This window comes from Halomonas sp. OfavH-34-E (assembly GCF_024124525.1).
In the GTDB taxonomy this organism is placed as follows: domain Bacteria; phylum Pseudomonadota; class Gammaproteobacteria; order Pseudomonadales; family Halomonadaceae; genus Halomonas; species Halomonas litopenaei.
Window position 1 is genome coordinate 36,893 of the sequence record NZ_JAMXRY010000002.1, and the last position, 16,728, is coordinate 53,620.

The 16,728-nt window shown below is 63.5% G+C and carries 17 protein-coding genes; all 17 read left to right on the top strand.

Translation table 11 applies throughout. The features are described 5' to 3' along the window. The first annotated feature begins 5 nt into the window (after positions 1–5). The 17 genes from NH448_RS01125 to NH448_RS01205 all read left to right on the top strand — a co-directional run bounded on the left by NH448_RS01125 (position 6) and on the right by NH448_RS01205 (position 16,676). Positions 6–776: an amino acid ABC transporter ATP-binding protein gene (locus NH448_RS01125; protein ID WP_045992719.1), complete on the top strand. Its 771-nt coding sequence runs from the start codon at positions 6–8 to the stop codon at positions 774–776. 540 nt (positions 777–1,316) lie between these two features. Beyond that, positions 1,317–3,212 (top strand): tRNA uridine-5-carboxymethylaminomethyl(34) synthesis enzyme MnmG, encoded by a 1,896-nt coding sequence (mnmG, locus tag NH448_RS01130; RefSeq protein ID WP_253028351.1) that lies wholly within the window; start codon positions 1,317–1,319, stop codon positions 3,210–3,212. Then, a complete protein-coding gene (gene rsmG / locus NH448_RS01135; protein ID WP_253028352.1) occupies positions 3,209–3,877 on the top strand; it encodes a 16S rRNA (guanine(527)-N(7))-methyltransferase RsmG in 669 nt (222 codons plus the stop codon). The genes mnmG and rsmG overlap by 4 nt, the downstream gene beginning before the upstream one ends. A gap of 74 nt (positions 3,878–3,951) precedes the next feature. Beyond that, a complete protein-coding gene (locus NH448_RS01140; RefSeq protein ID WP_045992716.1) occupies positions 3,952–4,722 on the top strand; it encodes a ParA family protein in 771 nt (256 codons plus the stop codon). 66 nt (positions 4,723–4,788) lie between these two features. Then, positions 4,789–5,712: a ParB/RepB/Spo0J family partition protein gene (locus tag NH448_RS01145; protein ID WP_045992715.1), complete on the top strand. Its 924-nt coding sequence runs from the start codon at positions 4,789–4,791 to the stop codon at positions 5,710–5,712. 278 nt (positions 5,713–5,990) lie between these two features. Then, positions 5,991–6,350, top strand: coding sequence for an ATP synthase subunit I (locus tag NH448_RS01150; protein WP_231498561.1), 360 nt, complete (start codon positions 5,991–5,993; stop codon positions 6,348–6,350). 13 nt (positions 6,351–6,363) lie between these two features. Continuing rightward, positions 6,364–7,227 (top strand): F0F1 ATP synthase subunit A, encoded by an 864-nt coding sequence (atpB, locus tag NH448_RS01155; RefSeq protein WP_045992713.1) that lies wholly within the window; start codon positions 6,364–6,366, stop codon positions 7,225–7,227. 79 nt (positions 7,228–7,306) lie between these two features. Then, positions 7,307–7,555: a F0F1 ATP synthase subunit C gene (atpE, locus tag NH448_RS01160; RefSeq protein ID WP_045992712.1), complete on the top strand. Its 249-nt coding sequence runs from the start codon at positions 7,307–7,309 to the stop codon at positions 7,553–7,555. Positions 7,556–7,621: 66 nt separating this feature from the next. Further along, positions 7,622–8,092 (top strand): F0F1 ATP synthase subunit B, encoded by a 471-nt coding sequence (locus NH448_RS01165; RefSeq protein WP_045992711.1) that lies wholly within the window; start codon positions 7,622–7,624, stop codon positions 8,090–8,092. Between the two features lie 11 nt (positions 8,093–8,103). Further along, positions 8,104–8,643, top strand: a complete 540-nt coding sequence (locus tag NH448_RS01170; RefSeq protein WP_045992710.1) for a F0F1 ATP synthase subunit delta — start codon at positions 8,104–8,106, stop codon at positions 8,641–8,643. A gap of 16 nt (positions 8,644–8,659) precedes the next feature. After that, positions 8,660–10,204 (top strand): F0F1 ATP synthase subunit alpha, encoded by a 1,545-nt coding sequence (gene atpA / locus NH448_RS01175; protein WP_045992709.1) that lies wholly within the window; start codon positions 8,660–8,662, stop codon positions 10,202–10,204. Positions 10,205–10,281: 77 nt separating this feature from the next. Then, positions 10,282–11,163 (top strand): F0F1 ATP synthase subunit gamma, encoded by an 882-nt coding sequence (atpG, locus tag NH448_RS01180; protein ID WP_045992708.1) that lies wholly within the window; start codon positions 10,282–10,284, stop codon positions 11,161–11,163. A gap of 41 nt (positions 11,164–11,204) precedes the next feature. Continuing rightward, entirely contained in the window at positions 11,205–12,581 is a 1,377-nt protein-coding gene (gene atpD, locus NH448_RS01185) for a F0F1 ATP synthase subunit beta (RefSeq protein WP_045992707.1), read from the top strand. 24 nt (positions 12,582–12,605) lie between these two features. Next, complete coding sequence (locus NH448_RS01190; protein ID WP_045992706.1) at positions 12,606–13,031, top strand: F0F1 ATP synthase subunit epsilon; 426 nt, start codon at positions 12,606–12,608, stop codon at positions 13,029–13,031. Between the two features lie 233 nt (positions 13,032–13,264). Beyond that, positions 13,265–14,638, top strand: a complete 1,374-nt coding sequence (mgtE, locus tag NH448_RS01195; RefSeq protein WP_045992705.1) for a magnesium transporter — start codon at positions 13,265–13,267, stop codon at positions 14,636–14,638. 110 nt (positions 14,639–14,748) lie between these two features. Continuing rightward, positions 14,749–15,546, top strand: coding sequence for an undecaprenyl-diphosphate phosphatase (locus tag NH448_RS01200; protein WP_045992704.1), 798 nt, complete (start codon positions 14,749–14,751; stop codon positions 15,544–15,546). Positions 15,547–15,566: 20 nt separating this feature from the next. Then, positions 15,567–16,676, top strand: coding sequence for an FAD:protein FMN transferase (locus tag NH448_RS01205; RefSeq protein WP_253028353.1), 1,110 nt, complete (start codon positions 15,567–15,569; stop codon positions 16,674–16,676). The last annotated feature ends 52 nt before the right edge of the window (positions 16,677–16,728 follow it).

Here is a 16,728-nt window from a genome sequence, read left to right on the forward strand (position 1 = left end):
CCGACATGAACCCAGCCTCTCACGCCCAGGGCGAGCCCATCGTCCGTATCGACAAACTCAACAAGCACTTCGGCTCGCTCCACGTGCTCAAGAACATCGACCTTGAGGTGGCCCAGGGCGAAGTGGTGGTCGTCATCGGCGCCAGTGGCTCCGGCAAGTCGACCCTGATCCGCTGCGTCAATGGCCTGGAAGAATTCCAGCAGGGCGCCCTCAGGGTCGACGGCAACGACCTCAAGCCCGACGGCAAGGCCAGCCAGGCACTGCAGACCATCCGCACCGAGGTCGGCATGGTATTCCAGCAGTTCAACCTGTTCCCTCACCTCAGCGTGCGTGACAACGTCACCCTGGCCCCGATGAAGGTGCGCGGCGAAAGCCGTGACAAGGCCGAGGCCACCGCGGAACGGCTGCTCGATCGGGTCGGCATCAAGGACCAGGCCGACAAGTACCCGACCCAGCTCTCCGGCGGTCAGCAGCAACGCGTGGCGCTGGCCCGCGCACTGGCCATGGAGCCCCGTCTGATGCTGTTCGACGAGCCCACCTCGGCGCTGGACCCGGAGATGATCGGTGAGGTGCTCGACGCCATGCGTGAGCTCGCCAGAGAAGGCATGACGATGATGATCGTGACCCACGAGATGGGCTTCGCCCGGGAGGTCGCCGACCGCGTGATCTACATCCACAAGGGGGAGATCGTCGAGCAGGGCAAGCCCGAAGAAGTCTTCGACAATCCGCAGAATGAACGTACCCAGAGCTTCCTGGCGCGGGTGCTCAAGCACTGAAAAAACCGCCCGTTCGAGCCTCTGAAACGCCCTGTCGAGTGATCGACAGGGCGTTTTTTTGGCTTTTTGGGGCTGTGGACAAGATTTTTCACATTTAGCTGCGAAGCCCACTGCCACGGGGGCTGTGGGCAAGTCAGCGAGTTGTTCACCGTCGCGGTGACAACCGCCCCCGAGCTCGGTGGATAACTGGTGGAAGCCGAGCCCTGTGGGCAAGTCATGATTGTGTCCACAGGCAGATAACACGCCATCAAACGCTGGTACGCCCCTTGTCCAACAAAGGATCAACATTGTATCTAGGTGTTTTTTGTAGGTTTAAATGGTTTTTCCACAGAAAGTGTCCACACCAATAGTTACAACCACTACAGAACTTCCTTTCTTATTCTTTTATTTTTTTATAGGTAGGTAAGTGAAGCTCCTGCCTGACAGACGGGGTGTGGAAAACCCTGACGTTTACCCACAGGAGGGTTTATACTGGCCGGCTATTTTTCGTACGAACCCAATATCCAGACCGCTGGCGCGCTGCGCCGAACGAGGTGAACCTTGGAGTATCCCGACCGCTTTGACGTCATCGTCATCGGCGGTGGCCATGCTGGAACGGAAGCTGCCCTGGCCTCTGCCCGCATGGGTTGCCAGACCCTGCTGTTGACCCACAACATCGAGACCCTGGGCCAGATGTCCTGCAATCCCGCCATCGGCGGGATCGGCAAGAGTCATTTGGTCAAGGAAATCGACGCCCTCGGCGGCGCCATGGGATTGGCGACGGACCTGGGCGGGATCCAGTTTCGCGTGCTCAACGCCCGCAAGGGCCCCGCGGTACGGGCGACCCGTGCCCAGGCCGATCGTGTGCGCTACAAGGCCGCGATTCGTGGCATGCTGGAAAACCAGCCGAACCTGACGCTGTTCCAGCAGGCCGCCGGCGACCTGATCGTCGACCAGGACACCGTGCGCGGCGTGGTCACCGAGACCGGACTGCGATTCCTGGCCGAAACCGTGGTGCTGTGCACCGGCACCTTCCTCGGCGGGGTGATCCACATCGGGCTGGACAACAGCCGTGGTGGTCGTGCCGGGGATCCGCCCTCCAACGCCCTGGCCGAGCGTCTGCGCGCCTTGCCGTTTCGGGTCGATCGCCTGAAGACCGGCACCCCGCCGCGCATCGATGCCAAGAGCGTCGATTTCTCGCGCCTCGAGGAGCAGCCGGGCGACAGTCCGACTCCGGTGATGTCCTACCTGGGATCGCGGGACATGCATCCGCGTCAGGTCAGCTGCCATATCGCCCATACCAACGAGCGCACCCACGAGATCATCTTCGACAATCTCGATCGCTCGCCGATGTTCTCCGGGGTGATCGAAGGGGTCGGGCCGCGCTACTGCCCGTCCATCGAGGACAAGGTCCACCGCTTCGCCGACAAGACCAGCCACCAGGTGTTCGTCGAGCCGGAGGGTCTGGATACCCATGAGCTATACCCAAATGGTATTTCGACCTCCTTGCCCTTCGACGTGCAGCTCAAGGTGGTGCGCTCCATCGAAGGTCTCGAGCGGGCCCATATCACCCGTCCGGGCTACGCCATCGAGTACGACTTCTTCGATCCGCGGGACCTGAAGCACTCGCTGGAAACCAAATTTATCCACAACCTGTTTTTCGCCGGCCAGATCAACGGCACCACCGGCTACGAGGAAGCGGGGGCCCAGGGCCTGCTCGCCGGGCTCAACGCCGCGCGTCGCGCCAAGGCGCTCGACGCCTGGTGTCCGCGCCGCGACGAGGCCTACCTCGGGGTGCTGGTGGATGACCTGATCACCCTGGGCACCAAGGAGCCCTACCGCATGTTCACCTCCCGCGCCGAATACCGGCTGTTGCTGCGTGAGGACAACGCCGACATGCGCCTGACCGAACACGGTCGCGCACTGGGGCTGGTGGACGATGAGCGCTGGGCACGGTTCAGCGACAAGCGTGAAGCGGTGGAGCGCGAGAGCGCCCGGCTCAAGGCGACCTGGGTGCAGCCCGGGACCGATGCCGCCGCCACCATCGAGCGAATCACCGGCAAGCCGCTGGCCCGCGAATACTGCCTGATGGACCTGCTCAAGCGCCCGGAACTCGGCTATGCCGACGTGGCTGCGGCCAAGGGTGAGCCGGTGAGTGACGAGACGGTCGCCGAACAGGTCCAGATCCAGGCCAAGTACCAGGGCTACATCGATCGTCAGCAGGACGAGATCGACAAGCTCAAGCGACACGAGTCCATGGCCCTGCCCGCCGATCTCGACTACAGCCGAGTCGAGGGGCTGTCCCACGAGATTCGCCAGAAGCTCGCCGAGGCGCGCCCCGAGACCCTGGCCCAGGCCGGGCGGATCAGCGGGGTGACCCCGGCGGCAGTATCGATCCTGCTGATTCACCTCAAGAAACGCCGGTTGCTCGATGATCGCGAGGTGGCCAGCGGATGAGTCAGGCGATGTCCCCGGCCCTGCAGCAGCGACTGCACGAGCGCTTGAGCGAGGGCCTTGCCGCCCTCGAGATCAAGGCCACCGCCGCCCAGCTTGACCAGCTTCTGGCCCTGGTGGGTCTGTTGCACAAGTGGAACCGGGCCTATAACCTCACGGCGGTACGCGATCCGCTGGACATGGTCTCTCGCCACGTGCTCGACAGCGCCGCGGTGCTGCCCTGGGTCAAGGGCCCACGGGTGCTCGACGTGGGCGCGGGGCCTGGCCTGCCCGGCCTGGTGCTGGCGATCCTCAACCCCGAGCTCGACGTCAGCCTGCTCGACAGCAACGGCAAGAAGGTGCGCTTTCAGCGTCAGGCGGTGATGGAACTTGGGCTTGCCCGGGTGACCCCGATCCAGGCGCGAGTGGAAGCCTATACCCCGGCCGAAGGCGGGTTCGATCAACTGATCTCGCGGGCCTTTGCCAGCCTCGAGGACTTCGTCGAGCTGACCCGGCCGCTGCTGGCGCCCCACGGCCAGTGGCTGGCGATGAAAGGGCCGGCGGTGGACGGCGAGCTTGAACGCCTGGAGGACGACGTGCGCTGTGTCTCGCGCCATGCGTTGAGGGTGCCGTACGAGTCAGCGGGTCGAGAACTGGTTATGCTGGAACCCGAGGCCGGGGGCCGCTAGGCTCGGGCTTGGGGTTCGGTTTCACGATTTTGCCGCCACCAGCCACCCGAGAATTTCCACGCAAGGATGACGTCGTGACCAAAATCATCGCCTTGACCAACCAGAAGGGTGGGGTCGGCAAGACCACCTCTGCCGTCAACCTGGCCGCCAGTCTGGCGTCGCTGGATCGCCGCGTACTGCTGGTCGATCTCGATCCCCAGGGCCACGCCACCATGGGCAGTGGTGTCGACAAGCACAGCCTCGAGGGCAGCGTGCTCGACGTCATCCTGGGCGACAAGCGCCCGGTGGAGGTCATCCTCGACTGCCCCGAGGCGGGCTACGCCCTGCTGCCCGGCAATGGCGACCTGACCGCCGCCGAGGTCGAGCTGCTCGATCGTGGTGAAGGCCGCGAGCGGGCGCTGGCCAAGGCGCTGGACGAAGTCGCCGGCGAGTACGACGTGGTGATGATCGACTGCCCACCGTCGCTGAACATGCTCACCGTCAATGCGCTGACCGCCGCCGATGGGGTACTGATACCGCTGCAGTGCGAGTTCTATGCCCTGGAAGGCCTGTCGGCGCTGCTCGACACCGTCGAGCAGATCAAGGACAGCGTGAATCCGGGCCTCGAGATCTTCGGGATCCTGCGCACCATGTTCGACGCCCGCAACAGCCTGACCCGGGACGTCAGCAAGCAGCTGCGGGACTACTTCGGCGATGCCCTGCTCAAGACCACCATTCCACGCAACGTGCGGGTTGCCGAGGCGCCGAGTCACGGCCTGCCGGTGACCAAGTACGCACGCTTCTCGCGGGGCAGCCAGGCCCACCGGGTGCTGGCCAAGGAACTGATTCGTCGGCTGTCGCTGTAGCCCCGGCCAGGGTGGCAAGGGCCAGCAGTGTCGAATTTTTGAGCGTGCTGTGATGAGGATGAATCGATGACGCGCAAACGCGCCCTGGGACGAGGACTGGATGCGCTGATCGGGGCCGGTGCCCGCCGCCGCGAGAGCCTCGATCTGCCCGAGGTGGATGCCGAGCTGACGACCGACGGCGACGAAGACGCCACGGTGGTGCCGCCTCCCGCGCCGGAGGAACGTCTGGAGCGCCTGCCGCTGGGCCAGCTCAGCCGTGGACGCTACCAGCCAAGGCGCGATATCCAGCCCGAAGCGCTGGAGGAGCTGGCCGACTCGATCCGCGCCCAGGGCGTGATGCAGCCCATCGTGGTGCGTCCGATCGGTCCCGACCGCTATGAGATCATCGCCGGTGAACGCCGCTGGCGGGCCTCCCAGCTGGCCGAGCTGGACGTCATCCCGGCGGTGATCCGCGAGGTGACCGACGAGGTGGCCCTGGCGCTGGCACTGATCGAAAACATCCAGCGTGAGAACCTCAACCCGGTGGAGGAGGCGCTGGCGCTCAAGCGTCTGCTCGACGAATTCGAACTGACCCAGCAGCAGGTCGCTGACGCCGTGGGCCGTTCGCGTACCCAGGTGACCAACCTGCTGCGCCTGCTGGCGCTGGACCCCGAGGTGCAGACGCTGCTCGAACGCGGTGACCTGGACATGGGCCATGCCCGCGCCCTGTTGACCCTGCCGGCGGCCAAGCAGCGCAAGGCGGCCCATGAGGTGGTCAACAAGGACCTGACCGTGCGCGCTACCGAGGCGCTGGTCAAGCAACTGGCCAATGGCAAGCCAAAGGCCGCCAAGACTGCGCCGAATCAGGACGTGGCCCGGCTGGAGACCCGTCTGGCAGATCTGCTCGGCGCCCCGGTCAAGATCAGCCACGGCAAGGCCGGCAAGGGCAAGGTCACCATCCAGTACTCGAGCCTCGACGAGCTCGACGGCATCCTGGGCCACATCCGCTGAGTGGCGACGACCAGAGACAGCGACCGGGTTGCGCGTATCAGCGTAGTAAACCACTTAGGTCGCTAATCACTTTAGCGGCCTTTTCTCCGCATTTGGTCGTAAGCCAGCGCGAAGTGACGACAAATCGTCACGTCTTTGGTTGAAGCCGTTAGGGGGCTTCCCTATAATCGCGCCGGAGTCTGCCGGTGGTCTGTCGCCGGCGATCACGATGGATGACGAGTTCGCGCCAAGAGGCGCGTCGGGAGAGACACTTGGCGGCCAGGATCCAACGACCCCAGGTGCAGCGCCTGCTGATGGCACAGCTCGCTGTGCTGGCGCTGACCAGCGTTGCGGCGGCTGGCATCGACGGTATCTCCGGCGCTTCCTCGGCGGCCCTGGGCGGGCTGGTGGCCTTTTTGCCCAATGTGTTCTTTGCCTGGTGTGTGTTCCGGGCGCAGGGCGCACGCTACTCCAAGGCCATCGTCAACAATTTCTATCGTGCGGAAGCCGGCAAGTTCGGTTTGACGGCGGCGCTGTTCACCCTGGTGTTCATCGCAGTGCCTCCCTCAAACCCGACTTTTTTCTTTGGCGCTTATGTGGTGACGCTGTTCGTTCATTGGCTGGGGCCCTGGCTGGTGAAACGACCGTCGCACACCTGACAACGAGGCAGACATGGCAGGCACGAATCCGACTCCGACGGAATATATCCAGCACCACCTGCAGAACCTGACCTTCGGGCTGCACCCGGACAATGGCTGGTCGATCGCCCATTCCGCCCAGGAAGCTTCTGACATGGGCTTCTGGGCCGTTCACCTCGATACCCTCGGCTGGTCCGTCGGTCTCGGTCTGATCTTCCTGTGGCTGTTCAAGAAGGCGGCCAACACCGCTACCACCGGCGTGCCTGGTGCGCTGCAGAACTTTGTCGAGCTGATGGTCGAGTTCGTCGACAACTCGGTCAAGGACACCTTCCACGGCAAGAGCAAGCTGATCGCGCCGCTGGCGCTGACCATCTTCTGCTGGGTCTTCCTGATGAACCTGATGGACCTGGTGCCGGTGGACTTCCTGCCGCTGCTGGCGGCCAAGATCGGCGCCCTGTTCGGCGCGGACCCGGCCCACGTCTACTTCAAGGTGGTACCGACCACCGACGTCAATGCCACCCTCGGCATGGCGCTGTCCGTGTTCGGCCTGATCATCTTCTACACCATTCGTGCCAAGGGCTTCTCCGGCTTCATCGGTGAGCTGACCCTGCACCCGTTCAACTCACCCAACAAGCTGGTCCAGGCGCTGTTCATCCCGGTCAACTTCCTGCTCGAGACCGTGACCCTGATCGCCAAGCCGATCTCCCTGGCCCTGCGACTGTTCGGCAACCTCTACGCCGGTGAGCTGATCTTCATCCTGATCGCGATGATCGGCCTGTGGCAGCTGCCGCTGCACTTCACCTGGGCGGTGTTCCATATCCTGGTCATCACCCTGCAGGCCTTCATCTTCATGATGCTGACCATCGTCTACATGAGCATGGCGGTGGAGAAGCACTGACGGTTTCGCTTCAACCCTAAACCCTTAACCCTAACCCACTGATAAACCTTAGTTTCAACTAAAAACTGGAGAGACCACCATGGAAGCACAAGTTCTGGGTATGACCGCCATCGCCGTGTCCCTGCTGATCGGCCTGGGTGCACTCGGCACCGCCATCGGCTTCGGTATCCTCGGCGGCAAGTTCCTGGAAGGCGCTGCACGTCAGCCGGAAATGGTTCCGATGCTGCAGGTCAAGATGTTCATCGTCGCCGGCCTGCTGGACGCCGTGACCATGATCGGTGTTGGTATCGCGCTGTTCTTCACCTTCGCTAACCCGTTTGTCGGTTAATGTCCGACCGCTCGTCCCGAGCCGTCGATCCGTTAACCCCAAACCCGTAACGCGAGAGGTGCTGGCGTGAACCTGAACCTTACCCTAGTCGGCCAGGCTATCGCCTTTGCGTTCTTCGTCTGGTTCTGCATGAAGTTTATATGGCCGCCGGTCATGCAAGCTCTGCAGGAACGCCAGAAGAAGATCGCCGATGGTCTGGATGCTGCCAGCCGTGCGGCGCGTGATCTCGAGGTGGCCGAGAAAGAGGCCGACGAGACCCTGCGCAAGAGCAAGCAAGAGGCGGCCGAGATCCTGGAACAGGCCCAGAAACAGGCCAACCAGAAGCTCGAGCAGGCACGCGAAGACGCCCGCCTTGAAGGCGAGCGCATGATTGCCAAGGCCAAGTCCGAGATCGAGCAGGAAGTGGCACGCGCGAAGGAAGACCTGCGCGCACAGGTGTCCCGTCTGGCGGTCCTGGGCGCTGAGCGAATCCTGGAGTCCTCCATCGACGAGAAGCAGCACGCTGCCATCGTCGACAAACTCGCCAAAGAGCTCTGAGGAGGTGCCCCATGGCGGAAACGTCAACTATCGCTCGCCCGTACGCCAAGGCTGCCTTTGAGCACGCCGTGGCCAAGGACGCGCTCGACGAATGGTCCGGCATGCTGGCCAGGGTCGCGCAGGTCGTCGGCGACGACGACATGCGCGCCCGGGTGCTCGGCAATCCCAAGCTGTCCAGCGCACAGAAGGCTGATGTTGTCGTCGACGTCTGTGGTGACGCCGTCAATGACGACCTCAAGAACTTCGTTCGCCTGGTCGGCCAGAAGGGTCGCCTGGCGGCGCTCGGCGCCATCGCCGAGCAGTTCGAGGTGCTCAAGGCCCAGCAGGAAAAGCGGGTAGAGGTGGAAATCGTTTCCGCCTTCCCGCTGGCCGAAGCCCAGGAACAATCGCTCGCGAGTGCACTGGCCAAGCGTCTGAACCGCGAAATCTCCATTACCACTCAGGTGGACAAGACTCTCCTGGGCGGCGTGATCCTGCGTGCCGGCGACACCGTCATCGACGGTTCGGTACGTGGTCGATTGAACCGCCTCCAGGAAGCCCTTTCCGCCTGAGTCTGAGGGACATGGCATGCAGCAACTGAATCCTTCCGAGATCAGCGACATCATCAAGCAGCGTATCGAGAAGCTTGACGTCGCATCCGAAGCCCGTAATCAGGGCACGATCGTCAGCGTATCTGACGGTATCGTGCAGATTCACGGCCTCGCCGACGCAATGTTCGGTGAGATGATCGAATTCCCCGGCGGCATCTTCGGGATGACCCTGAACCTCGAGCGCGACAACGTCGGTGCCGTGGTACTGGGTGATTACCTGCAGCTGGAAGAGGGCATGACTGCCCAGTGTACCGGTCGCATCCTCGAGGTGCCGGTGGGTCCCGAACTGCGCGGCCGCGTGGTCGACGCCCTCGGTAACCCCATCGACGGCAAGGGCGACCTGGGCACCAAGGAAACCGACGCGGTCGAGAAGGTCGCACCTGGCGTCATCACTCGTCAGTCCGTCGACGAGCCGATCCAGACCGGTTTCAAGTCCATCGATGCCATGGTGCCGATCGGCCGCGGTCAGCGTGAGCTGATCATCGGCGACCGTCAGATCGGTAAGTCGGCGATCGCCATCGACGCGATCATCAACCAGAAGGGCACCGGCGTCACCTGTGTCTACGTGGCCATCGGTCAGAAGCAGTCGACCATCGCCAACGTGGTGCGCAAGCTCGAAGAGCACGGCGCCATGGAGCACACCATCGTGGTCGCCGCCGGCGCCGCCGATCCGGCCCCGATGCAGTTCCTCGCCGCCTACTCCGGCTGCACCATGGGCGAGTACTTCCGCGATCGCGGTGAAGACGCGCTGATCGTCTATGACGATCTGTCCAAGCAGGCCGTGGCCTACCGCCAGGTGTCCCTGCTGCTGCGTCGTCCGCCGGGCCGTGAAGCCTTCCCTGGCGACGTCTTCTACCTCCACTCCCGTCTGCTCGAGCGTGCCGCGCGTGTCAACGCCGACTACGTCGAGAAGTTCACCAACGGTGAAGTGAAGGGCAAGACCGGCTCGCTGACCGCACTGCCGATCATCGAGACCCAGGCCGGCGACGTGTCTGCCTTCGTTCCGACCAACGTGATCTCGATCACCGACGGTCAGATCTTCCTCGAGACCGACCTGTTCAACTCAGGCATCCGCCCGGCCATCAACGCCGGTCTGTCGGTGTCTCGTGTGGGTGGCTCGGCACAGACCAAGATCATCAAGAAGCTCGGCGGCAGCGTGCGTCTGGCTCTGGCCCAGTACCGCGAGCTCGCGGCCTTCTCCCAGTTCGCCTCCGACCTGGACGAAGCCACCCGCAAGCAGCTCGAGCACGGTCAGCGCGTCACCGAGCTGATGAAGCAGAAGCAGTACTCGCCGATGTCGGTTGCCGAGATGGCGATCTCCCTGTTTGCCGCCAACGAAGGCTTCCTGGACGACGTCGACGTCAACAAGGTGCTGGACTTCGAACATGCACTCCACGAGTACATGAAGTCCGAGCACGGCGAGTTGCTCGACAAGATCAACGAGTCTGGCGACTACAACGACGAGATCAAGGACGGCCTGAAGCAGGGTCTCGAGAAGTTCAAGTCCTCTCAGAGCTGGTAAGCGTCCACTGGCCCGCCGCAAGGCGGGCCAGATGGTCGAACAGGATTCTGAGGGTCACCGAACAAGGGTAGATCGCCATGGCAGTCGGAAAAGAGATTCGCACGCAGATTGCGAGCATCAAGAACACGCAGAAGATCACCAATGCGATGCAGATGGTGGCGGCGTCGAAGATGCGCAAGACCCAGGAACGGATGTCGGCGAGCAAGCCTTACGCCGAACAGATCCGTCACGTGGTGGGTCATCTCGCCCAGGCCAACCCGGAATACAAGCATCCGTGGATGGAAGAGCGTGAGGCCAAGCGCGTCGGTTACATCGTCGTCTCCAGCGATCGTGGTCTCTGTGGCGGCTTGAACGTCAACCTGTTCAAGGCGACGGTCAAGGACGCTCAGGCGTGGCACGAGAAGGGCGCCGAGCTCGACTTCTGTGCCCTCGGCAGCAAGGCCAGCAGCTTCTTCCGCAAGTATGGGGGAAGCCTGGTCGCCGCCAAGAGTGGCCTGGGGGAAACGCCGAGTCTTGATGATCTGATCGGCAGCGTGAAGGTGATGCTGGATGCCTACGATGAAGGCAAGCTGGATCGTCTTTACGTGGTGCACAACGAATTCGTCAATACCATGACCCAGAAGCCGGTCGTCCGTCAGCTGCTACCGCTGACCGAGGACACCGCAAAGGTCGAGGAAGACGACGAGAACAAGCGTCCCAGCAGCTGGGACTACCTGTATGAGCCGGATGCCAAGGCGCTGCTCGACAGCCTGCTCGTGCGCTACGTTGAAGCGCAGGTGTATCAGGCGGTGGTCGAGAACACAGCGTGCGAGCAGGCGGCACGCATGGTTGCCATGAAGAGCGCGACCGACAACGCGGGCAATCTGATCGACGATCTGGAGCTGGTGTACAACAAGGCCCGTCAGGCGGCCATTACCCAGGAAATCTCCGAGATCGTTGGCGGTGCCGCCGCTGTTTAAGGCATGCAGGTTTCATTTGCAGGTATTAGAGAGGAACCAAGATGAGCGGACGTATCGTACAAATCATCGGCGCGGTGATTGACGTAGAGTTTCCGCGGGACGATGTTCCCAAGGTCTACGACGCGCTGAAGGTCACCGAAAAGGAGACCATCCTCGAAGTCCAGCAGCAGCTGGGCGACGGCGTGGTGCGCTGCATCGCCATGGGCTCGACCGAAGGGCTCAAGCGCGGCATGAACACCGATAACACCGGCGCGGCCATCTCCGTCCCGGTCGGCCAGGAAACCCTGGGCCGCATCATGAACGTGCTCGGCGAGCCGATCGATGAGGCCGGTGAGATCGGCGAGCAGGAGCGCATGCCGATCCACCGCGAGGCTCCGGGCTACGCCGACCAGGCGGCCACCAACGAGCTGCTCGAGACCGGCATCAAGGTCATCGACCTGGTGTGCCCGTTCGCCAAGGGCGGCAAGGTCGGTCTGTTCGGCGGTGCCGGTGTCGGCAAGACCGTCAACATGATGGAGCTGATCCGTAACATCGCCACCGAGCACAGCGGTTACTCCGTGTTCGCCGGTGTCGGTGAGCGTACTCGTGAAGGTAACGACTTCTACCACGAGATGCAGGAGTCCAACGTTCTCGACAAGGTGGCACTGGTCTACGGCCAGATGAACGAGCCGCCCGGGAACCGCCTGCGTGTGGCCCTGACCGGTCTGACCATCGCCGAGAAGTTCCGTGACGAAGGTCGTGACGTACTGTTGTTCGTCGACAACATCTACCGTTACACCCTGGCCGGTACCGAGGTGTCCGCACTGCTGGGCCGTATGCCGTCCGCGGTGGGTTACCAGCCGACCCTGGCCGAGGAGATGGGCGTTCTGCAGGAGCGTATCACCTCCACCAAGACCGGCTCGATCACCTCCGTGCAGGCCGTCTACGTGCCCGCGGATGACTTGACCGACCCGTCTCCGGCGACCACCTTCTCGCACCTGGACGCCACCGTGGTACTGGCGCGTTCCATCGCCGAGCTGGGTATCTATCCGGCCATCGACCCGCTGGACTCCACCTCTCGCCAGCTTGATCCGCTGGTGGTGGGCGACGAGCACTACAACGTCGCGCGCGGTGTTCAGGGCGTGCTCCAGCGCTACAAGGAGCTCAAGGACATCATCGCCATCCTGGGTATGGACGAGCTGTCCGACGAAGACAAGCAGATCGTGGCACGTGCGCGTAAGATCCAGCGCTTCCTGTCACAGCCGTTCTTCGTTGCCGAGGTGTTCACCGGCTCTCCCGGCAAGTACGTGTCGCTGAAGGAGACCATCCGTGGTTTCCAGGGCATCCTGGACGGCGAGTACGACGAGCTGCCCGAGCAGGCCTTCTACATGGTCGGCACCATCGACGAGGCCGTCGAGAAAGCCAACCAGATGAAGTAATCCCTCTAACCGGGAGACGTCATCATGACGAAAACCATCCAATGCGAGATCGTCAGTGCCGAAGCCTCGGTCTACTCCGGTAGTGCCGAGCAGGTGGTGGCGGCTGGCATCCTGGGGGATCTTGGCATCCTGGCCGGCCACACGCCGCTGCTGACCGAGCTGGCTCCGGGCCCTGTGCGGGTGCTCAACGAAGGCAGCGAGGAGCACTTCTACGTCTCCGGCGGCTTTATCGAAGTGCAGCCCGAGAAGGTGATCGTGCTGGCCGACACGGCGGTTCGCGCATCCGATCTGGATGAAGCGGCCGCCGAAGAGGCCCGCAAGCAGGCCATCAAGGCCATGGAGGACAAGTCGGCGGAGCTGGATTACACCCGCGCCGCGGCGGAACTCTCCGAGGCCTTGGCCCAGCTGCGTACCATCCAGCAGCTGCGCAGGAAGGCCGGCAAGGGCTAAGTTCCCTGGCGCCGATGCCCCACGCCCCCCGAATGGCTGACATTCGGGGGGCGTTTTCGTTGGTGATGACGGCAGCGAACCGCGACTGACGCTGCTTCGTTGCTTGCCTTGTGTCTAATGTTCATCCAGACATGGCATCATGTCGCCTTTTCGAGCAGCCCCGATAGGTCGTCTCTTGGGGACACTGCGCCTCAGCGATTTGCGGCAAGGACGCCGGCCATGAGGAGACGCCCATGAATCTGACCCCCAGCCTGGATGCGCACAAGCAGGTGCTGCTGCGTGCCCTCGATCCCCGCGACAGCAAGACGCTGGAAGCCCGCCTGCCCGAGATTCGCTCGGCGGATCTGGCCGAGATCCTCGAGCGAATGATCGAGGATGAGGACCGCCTGGACAGCGCCGTGGCGCTGTTGGCCTGCCTGCCGGTGGGGCGCCAGGCCAGCGTGTTTGGTCACCTGCCGTTCGAGGCCCAGGATGCCATGGCGTCGCGCATCGAGGACGCCTGGCTGTCGCGGATCCTCGACAAGATGGGCTCGGACGAACGTGCCGACCTGTTCAAGGTGCTGGGAGATGATCGCAAGGAGGCGCTGTTACGGCGCATGGCGCGGCGCGAGCGCGAGGCGCTCAAGCGCCTGGCGAGCTACGAAGAGGGCACCGCCGGCGCCCTGATGACCGCCGACTATGTGGCGATCCCGATGGGGCTCACCGTGTCCCGGGCGATGATGCGGGTGCGCCAGACCGCACCCGACGCCGAGACCGTCTACCAGCTGTACGTGGTGGACGAGCACGGCCGCCTGGCCGGCACCATGTCACTGAGACAGCTGATGGTGGCACGGCCCCAGGCGATCATCGACGAGCTGATGATCCACGACGTCATCAGCATCGGTGTGGACGCCGAGCAGGAAGAGGTCGCCCGGGTGGTGGCACGCTACGACCTGCTGGCGTTGCCGGTGACGGACACCGACGAGCGACTGGTCGGCATCGTCACCCACGACGACGCCATGGACGTGGTCGAGTCCGAGGCCACCGAGGACATCCACAAGGGCATGTCGATCGGTCAGCTGGAAGGTGGCGTGTCCCGGGTGCCGCTGTGGAGCCTGTATCGCAAGCGAGTGATCTGGCTGGTATTGCTGGTGTTCGGCAACCTCTTCTCGGGAGCCGGCATCGCCCACTTCGAGGACACCATCGCCGCCCAGGTGACCCTGGTGTTCTTTCTGCCGCTGTTGATCGGCAGCGGTGGCAATGCCGGCGCCCAGGCCGCCACCCTGATGGTGCGAGGCATGGCCACCGGTGACGTCGGCATCAAGGACTGGAGCAAGCTGCTCGGCCGAGAACTGCTGGTGGCAGGCTCGCTGGGACTGACCATGGCCCTGGCGGTGGCCCCCATCGGGGTCATTAGAGGTGGTGAGGCGGTGGCCTTGGTGGTGGCCATCAGCATGATCTGCATCGTCTTGTTCGGCAGCCTGCTCGGCATGTGCCTGCCGTTCGTGCTCGATCGGCTGGGCTGGGATCCGGCCACCGCCTCGGCACCGCTGGTCACCACCCTGATCGACGCCTCCGGGGTGGTCATCTACTTTTCCATCGCCACGCTGGTACTGATGGGAACTTGATCGACCGCAGCGGGGGCGGCCAGGGGCCCCCTGACAGCGGACAAGAACGCCCGTGGAGTGTATGCTCTTGCGGGCGTTTTGCCTGTTACCCCTCGCTTACGGGTCACTCCATGGATTGGCTACAGATTGTCGTTCTCTCCCTGATTCAGGGAATCACCGAATTTCTTCCGGTATCGAGCTCCGCCCACCTGATACTGGTCCCCGTGTTCAGCGACTGGCCGGACCAGGGACTGGCCTTCGACGTGGCCCTGCACCTGGGTAGCCTTGGCGCGGTGGTCATCTATTTCCGCGACGAGATCCTGCGCATGCTGTCGAGCTGGTGTGCCAGCGTCGCCGGTCGCGGCACCGATCAGGACGCTCGGCTGGCCTGGTGGGTGATCCTCGCCACCGTTCCGGTGGGGCTGGCCGGACTGCTGTTCAAGGACGTCATCGAGCAGTATGCCCGCTCGCCCATGGTGCTGGCGTTCGGTCTGATCTTCTTCGGCCTGCTGCTGGGGCTGGCCGACTGGCGCTTCAGGGGTTCGCGCAGCGAGTATCAGCTGCGCTGGAGCGATGCCCTATGGATCGGCATTGGCCAGGCGCTGGCGCTGATCCCAGGCACTTCGCGCTCCGGCATCACCATCACCGTGGCACTGATGCTGGGCATGGGGCGCGAAGCCGCGGCCCGCTTCTCGTTTCTGCTGTCGATTCCGGTGATCGTGCTGGCGGGAGGGCTCGAAGCCTGCGAGCTGATTCAGACGGGTGTCGATGTGCACTGGGGTGACATGGCGCTCGGCACGCTGCTGGCCGGCGTCAGCGCCTACCTGTGCATCCATTTCTTCCTGTCGTTCATCAAGCGCATCGGCATGCAGCCCTTCGTCGTCTATCGCCTGCTGCTTGGTATCGCCCTGATCTGGCTGTTTGGCTGATATATCTGAAGAGACCCCTCATGACTGGATTCAAGACCGCTCGGCGTGGATGGCTGACAACCTGGCTGGCGCCCCTCCTGATGGCACTGCTGGTGTCCGGTTGCAGCGAAGAGACCACTACCCGTTCGCCGATCACCCTGGAAGGCGACATCTTCGGCACCTTCTACCAGATCACCCTGGCCGACCCGCTGACACGCGAGCAGGTCGAGGAGATCGAGCAGGGCGTACTCGACGAGATGCACGCGGTCGACGCCTCCATGTCGACCTGGCGCGAGGATTCGGAGCTGTCCGCCTTCAATCAGTCACCGCTGGGGCAATGGCAGCCGATCTCCGACGAATTCATGGAGGTGCTGGCCATCAGCCAGTCGGTCAACCAGCAGAGCCACGGCGCCTTCGACGTCACCGTCGGTAGCCTGGTCAATCTGTGGAGCTTTGGCCCCGAGGCCCGGCCCCGGGAAATCCCCGAGGAAAACGTACTCGAGCAGCGCCTGACCCAGGTCGGCATGGACGCGCTCGAGATCGACACCGCCGAGGCCCAGGCCCGTCGCCTGCGTGACGTCTACATCGATCTGTCCGGGGTGGCCAAGGGGTTCGCCACCGACGAGGTGGCGGCCTATCTGGATCGTCAGGGTATCGCCAACTACCTGGTCAATCTTGGCGGAGAGGTCAAGGTCAAGGGACGGCGTGACGGCGGCAAGGGGCTGTGGCGCATCGGTATCGAGGTGCCCGAGAACGGCGCGCCCAAGGCTCAGCACGTGGTCGGCCTCGATGATGTCTCGGTGGCGACTTCCGGTGACTACCGTCACTACTTCGAGGCCGATGGCAAGCGCTACTCCCATACCATCGACCCCCGCACAGGGCGCCCCATCACCCATCGGCTGGCCTCGGTGACGGTGGTGCATCCGTCCAATGCCTGGGCCGACGCCTGGGCCACCGCGCTGAGCGTGATGGGCGAAGAGGAAGGCATGCAGGCCGCCATCGACCAGGAGTTGCCGGTGGTGATGCTGGTGCGTCAGGGTGAGGGCTGGGAAAGTCGGGTCAGCCCCGCCTTTGTGACGCGCTTTGGGCAGGAGATGGTCGATACCCTGGGGCTGACGGTGGTGACGGATGTCGACACCCCGCTAGAATAGTAGCGCTGGCCTCTCACGACGGATCACTGAAACCGTTGGTCGGTTCGCTACT